9 protein-coding genes are annotated in these 8,797 nt (G+C 45.9%); 4 read left to right on the plus strand and 5 right to left on the minus strand.

Features of this window, described 5'->3' with window-relative positions:
- Positions 1-378: 378 nt before the first annotated feature.
- Positions 379-1,776: a signal recognition particle protein gene (gene ffh, locus RMO52_RS06475; RefSeq protein WP_310412051.1), complete on the minus strand. Its 1,398-nt coding sequence runs from the start codon at positions 1,774-1,776 to the stop codon at positions 379-381.
- A gap of 209 nt (positions 1,777-1,985) precedes the next feature.
- Positions 1,986-2,186 (minus strand): hypothetical protein, encoded by a 201-nt coding sequence (locus RMO52_RS06480; RefSeq protein ID WP_310412054.1) that lies wholly within the window; start codon positions 2,184-2,186, stop codon positions 1,986-1,988.
- A 245-nt stretch (positions 2,187-2,431) separates the two neighbouring features.
- On the opposite strand from RMO52_RS06480, the gene RMO52_RS06485 reads away from it, so the two are divergent.
- The 4 genes from RMO52_RS06485 (at position 2,432) to RMO52_RS06500 (ending at position 6,381) form a co-directional block, all read left to right on the plus strand.
- Entirely contained in the window at positions 2,432-2,896 is a 465-nt protein-coding gene (locus tag RMO52_RS06485; protein WP_310412057.1) for a hypothetical protein, read from the plus strand.
- A gap of 685 nt (positions 2,897-3,581) precedes the next feature.
- A complete protein-coding gene (locus tag RMO52_RS06490; RefSeq protein ID WP_310412063.1) occupies positions 3,582-5,297 on the plus strand; it encodes a reverse transcriptase domain-containing protein in 1,716 nt (571 codons plus the stop codon).
- A 152-nt stretch (positions 5,298-5,449) separates the two neighbouring features.
- Positions 5,450-5,815, plus strand: a complete 366-nt coding sequence (locus RMO52_RS06495; RefSeq protein ID WP_310412066.1) for a DUF4351 domain-containing protein — start codon at positions 5,450-5,452, stop codon at positions 5,813-5,815.
- A gap of 338 nt (positions 5,816-6,153) precedes the next feature.
- A complete protein-coding gene (locus RMO52_RS06500) occupies positions 6,154-6,381 on the plus strand; it encodes a hypothetical protein (protein WP_310412069.1) in 228 nt (75 codons plus the stop codon).
- A 2-nt stretch (positions 6,382-6,383) separates the two neighbouring features.
- On the opposite strand, the gene RMO52_RS06505 is transcribed toward RMO52_RS06500, so the two are convergent.
- The 3 genes from RMO52_RS06505 to RMO52_RS06515 all read right to left on the minus strand — a co-directional run.
- Entirely contained in the window at positions 6,384-7,190 is an 807-nt protein-coding gene (locus tag RMO52_RS06505) for a thiazole synthase (RefSeq protein ID WP_309745145.1), read from the minus strand.
- Positions 7,191-7,274: 84 nt separating this feature from the next.
- Positions 7,275-7,823, minus strand: a complete 549-nt coding sequence (locus RMO52_RS06510) for a glutathione S-transferase family protein (protein WP_309745147.1) — start codon at positions 7,821-7,823, stop codon at positions 7,275-7,277.
- 244 nt (positions 7,824-8,067) lie between these two features.
- Positions 8,068-8,797 (minus strand): ABC transporter substrate-binding protein (locus RMO52_RS06515; RefSeq protein ID WP_310412073.1); only part of this gene is annotated, 730 nt, incomplete at its 5' end.

Consider the following 8,797-nt stretch of genomic DNA (forward strand, 5'->3'; position numbering starts at 1 on the left):
GCTCAGTATAACAAGCTAGGGTCGGCAGTCCATCCGAGGATTTACTTACTAGATCGCTCAGTCTTCTCCATAGACGCCAAGTATCGCTATTTGGGTTCCATCCCAAACTGGATTCGATCGCTGCTAGACCCGGGTCTTCATAACCGCCACAGTTGCCGTACAGCGGCGGTTGCTGCGCTGGCTCGATCGAGCCAGCCGGGATATTTTTCTCAGTAATAATACGGAGAACTATTCATCTTGACGATCGAAATCATCAAATTTTTTTCTCACGACACCCTAATTTTCGCCTCGCCTAATTTCACGAGGGATTAGTACCGAATCGAGGAATGCCAAGCAAGACAAATATTAGTACCGAACTTACCACGATCGGCACAGATGTTACAGAGTTCCAAAACCTTTTTTCTTTTTCTTCGCTTTTGCAGGTGCGCCCGGTTGACCGCCCCGTGCGCCTGGTTGACCCCCACCCATGCCGGGAAAATTCCCCATACTCATCTGTTGCATCATGGTTCGCATCCGGGTAAATTCAGCAATCAGCCGACTAACATCAGCTTCTTCATAACCACAACCCTTGGCAATCCGCCGCCGCCGACTGGGAGTACTCGCGAGTAAATCGGGATTAGCGCGTTCTTCTTTCGTCATCGACTGAATCATCGCTTCAGCCTTTTTGAGCTGATCTTCGCCCTGTTTGAGCTGCCCGTCAGAGAGTTTGCCCATCCCGGGAATCATCTTCAGCAACCCACCCAAAGAACCCATATTTTTCAACATCCGCATCTGTTTGATGAAGTCGTTGAAGTCAAATTTGGCTTCGAGGATTTTTTCGGTTAATTTTGCCGCATCGGCAATATCGAAATCTTCCTGGGCTTTTTCCACCAGCGTCAGCACGTCGCCCATCCCCAGAATCCGCGATGCCATCCGCTCTGGATAAAAGGGCTGAAGCGCTTCAACTTTCTCACCCACCCCGACAAATTTGATCGGTTTACCGGAAATCGCCCGGACAGATAGAGCCGCACCACCGCGCGTATCCCCATCTAATTTAGTTAAGATCGCCCCTGTAATGCCGATTCGATCGTTAAATGTCATCGTGACATTCGCCGCTTCCTGACCGATGGCGGAGTCTACTACCAGCAAGATTTCATCCGGTTGAATTGCTGCTTTGACATCGGCTAATTCCGTCATCATCCGATCGTCGATCTGCAACCGTCCGGCAGTATCGACAATCACCACATCTACGCCCAGTTCCCGCGCCTTGGCGATGCCTTGACGGGCAATTTCGACAGGATTAGCATCTGTACCCATATCGAACACTGGCACGTCGATTTGCTTGCCCAGCGTGATGAGCTGATCGATCGCCGCCGGACGATATACGTCTGTCGCCACCATCAAAGTTGTCCGATTTTCTTTCCGCAGATGTAGCGCAAGCTTCGCCGTCGCCGTCGTTTTACCCGCACCTTGCAAACCCGCCATCAGGATTACTGTCGGCTTGGTACTGGCAGTTGCTAGGGGACTATTGGTTTCCCCCATCGTCTTGACAAGTTCGTCATAGACAACCTTGATAAATTGCTGGTCGGGGCGCACTCCTGAAATGACGTTCGCACCTTGAGCTTTGAGTTCGACTTCCTTAACGAAATTTGTGACCACCTGGACGTTGACATCAGCCGAAAGCAAGGCGCGGCGGACTTCCTTGAGCGCGTCTTGAATATTCGAGGACTTAATCTTGTCCTTACCGCGCAACTTTACCCAGGCTGATTCTAAACTTTCGGCTAATTGGTCAAACATAATCAGAAATTAACAGTTATCGAGGAGCAGTCTTTTGGCTCTACCTCTAGTGTAATGGATGCGAAACCACCTTCAACCAGTCAGGGATATATTGCCCGATCGGGAGATAGAAAAGTTTTTACTACTTGCGATGAGGAATGACTTGAATTAACCCAGTCTGAAAAGCTTCGTCATAGGTGATGACAGGTAAATTTTTAAGTTCAGCCAGTCTACTCCCACTGTTGCAGTTCCTCTTCTGATAGTGGTTCAAAAAAATCATCTCCGAGTGTTCCTGTTAGTAAGCCAGGGATACGGGGCTGAATCTGTTCTTGTCCTAACCCTAAACGAAAGTAATGAATCAGATCGTAAATTTCGGCTAGCTTATCTTCAGGGATGTCTTGCAGCTCTTGGTATATTTTGTGGATGAGCATATATTAACTTTTCCTTATACTTTTAAAGACAAGCAAAGCGTACTAGCGATTGGCTCTACCTTTAGTGTAATAGATGGCAAACATTTCCTGTCGATCGACTCAATCTCAGTACTCGATCGACAAATCTCCGATCGGGATAAAATGAGATCGAGATACTCTCAAGAAAATACCCGCGATGACAAAGGTTTCCCCACGACCAGTTTGCCAAAGATTTTCTATAGTCATTGCTATCGCCTTTAGGTCAAGTGCAAACCTCTCTAAAGATTAGTGGCGAAGTTCGGGAAGTTGATGTCTATTTCATTCCCGACCCCCAACTTGCACCCATTCAAGAATTAGGAATACTCGCAGAATGTGCGAAAACCACCGTCATCTTTGAACCCTTTCGCAATTCCGTCAAAGTGCCCCAAATTCGGGCTTGCATGTCCAAGCTCTACGACTTGCACAGCTATCTACTCAGAGAAGCCAAAAGACAATCGCAGCCAGAACTAGGCGATGATGTTTTACCGAATCTCTGGATTTTGACACCTACTCTATCCGCCCCGATTTTAGAAGGACTCGGTGCGAAATTAGAACTAGAACAGTGGGGCGAAGGTGTCTATCTACTCAGTCCCACCCTCAAGACAGGTATCATCGTCATTCATCAACTGCCCCAGACACTAACTACACTATGGGTTAGACTATTGGGTGCGATTCGTTCTTATTTGAAATAGCTGCAAAGCTTATAGAATAGGGCTTCTGAGAGATAATCCTTCAGGATTGAGTCCGCACTTTTAATCTCTCTCAGATGATAAATTGATGTTTTTATAGGTGATTGCCTCTGAACTAAAATCAGACAGCTAATCCTATCCACCAGATATAAGGTGTGAAAGCATAGCCCCCATTGTAATGGTTTAGTGCCAGAGGAATGAAGCGGGGTTAAATGTCGGTATCTGGTAGCCAAAACTGGAAACTCCGGCTAGCAAGTGGGTATGGGTAAAGCACAAATAAGCTTGAACGTATGCCTGAACCATCGTCACTAAATACCAGTGAAATTGGCTGGAGTGAATCTAAGAGTTTGACAAATGACGCTTAGTTAGATGTCAATCTCTGAATCATCACAACACTGGCAACAAAAGTTACTAGCTTCACGAACCTCTTCTCTATTAAAAGAGGTTTTTATATCCATTAAGAAGCTCGGTGGACAGTACGACCCTAACCCCACAACCCAACAACATCAGGAACGAAGTAACCCGACCAATTTCTACTCAGAGCGGTCGAATACTCAGAGCAGGTACTAAAACCGAACAGATTGGCGGGTGGGATGGTCTAAAAAGCCAACGCTTGGGGTAATGCCCAAGATATGCAGACGTAGACCCGATAGTACGGAATGAAGAACCTTTAGTCAGAGTAAAGACGATGATGCACTCAGCAATGGGTAGCGATGAATGGAAGAACATCAACTGGAAACAAATCCACCTGATGGTCTATCGACTCCAAACCAGAATCTTCAAAGCCAAACTTCGTGGTGATACCCAGCAGGTTCGCAGACTCCAGAAACTATTGATGAAATCCAGATCTGCCAAGCTATTATCTGTCAGACGAGTGACACAGGATAATCAGGGCAAGAAAACAGCAGGGGTTGATGGCATCAAATCCTTAACCCCCGTCCAAAGACTTAACCTCGTCGAATCCTTAGCTTTAACGGGAACATCTCAACCAACGCGAAGGGTAATGATTCCAAAACCCGGAACAGCGGAACAACGCCCGTTAGGCATCCCTTGTCTGATAGAAAGAGCCAAACAGATGCTAGTAAAACTAGCAATTGAACCCGAATGGGAAGCCAGATTTGAACCAGGCACCAACGGTTTCAGAATGGGTAGAAGCACTCAAGATGCTATCGAAGCAATCTTTAAGAGTATTCGGTGTACGAGCAAATATGTTTTGGATGCCGATATTTCTAAATGCTTTGATAAAATCAACCACAACAAGCTGCTAGAAAAGCTCGAAACCTTCCCGACATTACAACGGCAAATCAAAGCCTGGTTGAGGTCAGGAGTGGTGATGGATGGTCAATTATTTCCAACTCACGAAGGTACACCACAGGGAGGGATTCTATCCCCGACCTTGGCGTTAATCGCCCTACATGGTTTGGAAACAGCGATGCGGAAAAGTATAAATCCAGGCATGGATGCACAGAAGGAACTCTGTATCGTATTCTATGCTGATGATTTCGTCGTACTCCACCCATCGCTAGATGTCATCCAAAAGTGCCAATCAGTAGCGCAAGAATGGTTACAAGAGATGTCTCTAGAACTAAACCCCAATAAGACCAGAATCTCTCATACGTTCACACCACACGAGCAAAAGGTCGGATTCGATTTTCTCGGATTTAATATCCGACAATATCCAGTGGGTAAGTACTCGGCGGGACGAACTACACAGGGTAAACGGCTGGGGTTTAAGACAATCATCAAACCAAGTAAAAGTAAAATTGCCGCACACATCGAGCAATTGAGAAAAACCATTAAAGCCTATAAAACAGCACCTCAAGCGGCTCTGATAAGTAGGCTAAATCCGATTATTCGGGGATGGACTAACTACTATTCTCATGTGGTAAGTAAAGTAACTTTCGATCGCTGCGATTACACCTTGTTTTTACAGCTTCGAGCTTGGGCACGATACCGAACCGGAAGATTTGACCCCAAAACTCTCACCAAGTATTGGCATGATATTAAGGGTAGACTCACCTTCTCCACTCAGGAGCAGATGAAGTTAGTGTTTCATTCGCACACGCCCATTATCCGCCACATTAAGGTTAGAGCCAACAAAAGTTATTTCGATGGGGATGTTTTCTACTGGAGTACTCGCAAAGGCACACATCCTGAATTGCCGCATCGAGTAGCACGACTACTCAAACGTCATCGAGGTCGATGTGCTGAATGTGGACTGTTGTTTACAGGCGACGATGTGATTGAGGTTGACCACATGCTGCCCACAGCGGCAGGTGGAACAGCTAAATTCGATAATCTGCAACCGCTTCACCGTCATTGCCACGATGTCAAAACTGCTCGCGATCTTTCCCTGCGGCGCAATGCTCAAAACTGCATTGAAGTCGCTGGCAATTATCAATGAGCAGACGCGCTGGTGCTGGTGACAACAGCCGTATTGTTGAGGAGCCGTGTGCTGGTAAACTAGCAAGCACGGTTCTGAATGGGAGGGTGACAAGGTGACTTGTCACTCGACCCTAACGTAAGGGTAAAGTACAGGCACGAGCCATCGAAGAAGTGGCTGCACTACCAGCGGAGCATCCCTACCGAAATAATGCGTTAGATTTGCTGGGTAATCTGAAAGTTATCCTCGAAGCCAGAGAAACAATCGAACCAGAAGAGCAGGAGTTAATTATGCAGTTATCACCTTTATATTTAGAGAAGCTTCAAGCAGCCCAACAAGTTGGAGAGCAGTTGGGGGAAGTTAGACATGCACATGCTCAAACATTGCGCCTATTGAACCGACGGGTGGGTGATGTGTCAACAGAGATATTGGCAAGAGTTAACGTATTACCGTTGGATCTGTTAGATGGTTTACATGATGCCGCGCTAGATTTTACTCAAATGAGCGATTTGACAGACTGGTTAGATCTGAATGGGTAAAAGTTAAGGTTGAGAGATCGATCCATAACTTAGAAACATTTAAAATCCAACTTTATGCAATTAGTTCGATTGACAGCAGACAGAATTGTAGATTTATCCAGATTTGTAGCGTTGGCGTAGCCTCTCAGGATGAGAATCGTACCCAATGTAGAAAACCATTCTTATTCTCTCATCCTGGAAGGTAGCGATTGTGCTAACGCACACGCAGGCGAACGAGATATTCCAATTTATGCTACTACGAAGTCAGACGAAATCTCATCTTAGAGAGCGAACGAACAGGAAATCGAGATAGTTTGCATAACCTCGATGAATTGACAGATTTTATTTCATTTTTATCGGTGTCAGATGAAAGTTTAAAATTGGCATCTGTACTATGGACACAATCTAAATTAAGTGGGCTACCAACTGCGAAAGATGGTTCGCTAGATGCGGATTTAATTATTTGCGCTCAGTGGCGCATCTTATCGGCACAATATCCAGGACAGATGAGTATAATTGCGACTACGAGTGTCAAGCATTTAAGTCGATTCGCCACTGCCAGTAGATGGCAAGATATCAATCTTTGATGCTACGAATTAATTGTCCCTGTTTGGGGCGAACTAGCGATCGCAACTTTAGCAACTGGAATTCGCCCCGCCAGATAGCCCAATCGTCCCGATACTGCTGCCATTCCCATCGCCTGAGCCATCAGCGGGGCATCCTCGGCACAGGCGATCGCGGTATTGATGAGCAGAGCATCTGCGCCGATTTCCATCGCTTGAGCGGCTTCGCTGGGGGTACCGATGCCCGCATCGACGACGACGGGGACTTTGGCATTTTCGATGATGATTTGGATATTGGCGAGATTTCTGATGCCTTGTCCCGAACCGATCGGGGAACCTAATGGCATTACTGTCACGCATCCGGCTTCTTCTAGCCGCTTGGCGAGGAGTGGATCGGCATTAATATAGGGGAGTACGGCGAAGCCTTCTTTGACGAGCTGTTCGGCTGCCTGGAGGGTACCGATCGGATCTGGCAAGAGATACTTACCGTCGGGAATCACTTCCAATTTGACAAAGTTATTGTCTTCCTGTCCTAATAATTTTGCCATCTCCCGCCCCAATCTCGCTACCCGCACGGCATCTTCGGCAGTCTGACAGCCAGCGGTATTGGGTAGCATCCAGATTTTAGTCCAATCGATCGCTTCTGCCAAGCCTTCATGTCCAGCGGCTTTGGTTTGCACTCGCCGCACGGCAACGGTAACGATCTCGCAACCGCTAGCGAGGATGCTCTTTTGCATCTGCTCGATACTGCGATATTTACCCGTACCCGTCATCAGCCGCGAGTTGAAGGTTTTGCCAGCAATGATTAGAGGTCGATCGATCGAAGTTAACATAAAAATGGGTGATTTAGGGTGGTTATTGCCAGCCCTCAACGGGTTAAGCTGCTTGCTGCGGATCTCTCTCTATCCTAACTAATTTTAGGACATACCTACCTTGAAAGCAGGACGGCTGGAGAGAGATTGCATATAATTAGTCACTGCTGGATATGCAGATAAATCCACCTTGAGCATCAAAGGAATATAATACAAAATTGCACCGACAGCGACATCGACGACGCTAAATTCATCACCCAAAAGATAAGAATCTTTGCTGAGTAATTCATTCAAAGGGGTCATCAATTTAGGTAATTCTTTCGCTCTGCTTGCTTCGGTAAAAATCCCAGTTGCTAGCGTTGAGTTAGCAAATAATACCCATTGAGTTAAAACTGCTTGTTGCTCGATCGATAATTCTTTTCCACCATACTTTTCACACAGATATAGCAAGATCGCACCCGATTCAAATAAGGCAAAATTTCCGTCGGTAATTGCGGGTACTTTACCAAAGGGATTGATTTTCAAGAAGTCTGGTTGAGTGTGCTCTCCGGTAGACATATCCAGCAGGATAAATTCATAGGGCACTCCCAATTCTTCCAAATACCACCGCACGATCGAAGCCCGACTTCTAGCACCACCGTAGAGTTTAATCATCTTGCTTTTTGGATTATGTATGTTGAATTAAATTCATCTTGAAACGTGAATGGTGGGCAATGCCCACCCTACTTTCTAAAGTATGGATGGTGGGCAGTGCCCACCCTACTGGCGTGACCGGACTTGAAACGTGAATGGTGGGCAATGCCCATCCTACTTTCTAAAGTATGGATGGTGGGCAGTGCCCACCCTACTTTCTAACTACCTTCTACTATCCACTATCCACTATCCACTATTCACTAAACTACGCTCTTAATTCAAACCCATTCAAATATTCCATCGGTTTATTTGGATCGAAAGCAATGCGATCGACAAACATCTCTGGTTGTTCAATTTTAAGTTGTCCTTTGGGCATATTCAGCCAAAAAGCTTTGGCTACTTCAGCATAACCTGCTGTGGGATATAACTGCTTGATTATCGCATCGGCATTTTTGGGATAATCGGTAACTTTCTGTTGATTCCAGCGTACCATCTGCGTCAACACCCAGACAGCGTGGGAGTGCCAGAGGAAGTTAGCATGATTGGGCGATTGGAGATATTTAGTCGATTGAAAGTGAAATACCTGAAAGTCAGGCACTGGCATTACTTGAGGTTTAGCATCAAACCCCCCATAATTATAGTTACCTGCGAGAATTTTTTGCCAGTTTTTATTAGTACCTGAATCTGTATATTCAGATTTACCTAAAATTGGCGCTAATGATTTAACATTTTCTTGGTTATCGCAGAATTGGCAAGCTTCTAATACTGCTGCCATTAATGCTTTAGCAGTAGTAGGATTATCTTTGAGCCAGGTATCGAGACTAGCCAGGATTTTTTCGGGGTGTCCTTGCCAAACATCGCGATCGATCGTGGCGGTAAAAGCTTTTTTGTCGGCGAGGGTTTGTTGATTAAAAAATTCATCGGTGGCATAGCCGATGACTTTACCGCTTTCCAATCCAGCAGTAATCTCATTAGGTGCTAAAACTTTAATTTTT

The sequence above is a fragment of the Chamaesiphon sp. OTE_8_metabat_110 genome (assembly GCF_031382685.1).
In the GTDB taxonomy this organism is placed as follows: Bacteria; Cyanobacteriota; Cyanobacteriia; order Cyanobacteriales; family Chamaesiphonaceae; genus Chamaesiphon.

What these genes read in the sequence shown, in the direction of transcription:
- ffh (WP_310412051.1), bottom strand. Translation starts at nt 1,776, where the DNA reads ATGTTTGACCAATTAGCCGAAAGTTTAGAATCAGCCTGGGTAAAGTTG.
- RMO52_RS06480 (WP_310412054.1), bottom strand. Translation starts at nt 2,186, where the DNA reads ATGCTCATCCACAAAATATACCAAGAGCTGCAAGACATCCCTGAAGAT.
- RMO52_RS06490 (WP_310412063.1), top strand. Translation starts at nt 3,582, where the DNA reads ATGATGCACTCAGCAATGGGTAGCGATGAATGGAAGAACATCAACTGG.
- RMO52_RS06505 (WP_309745145.1), bottom strand. Translation starts at nt 7,190, where the DNA reads ATGTTAACTTCGATCGATCGACCTCTAATCATTGCTGGCAAAACCTTC.
- RMO52_RS06510 (WP_309745147.1), bottom strand. Translation starts at nt 7,823, where the DNA reads ATGATTAAACTCTACGGTGGTGCTAGAAGTCGGGCTTCGATCGTGCGG.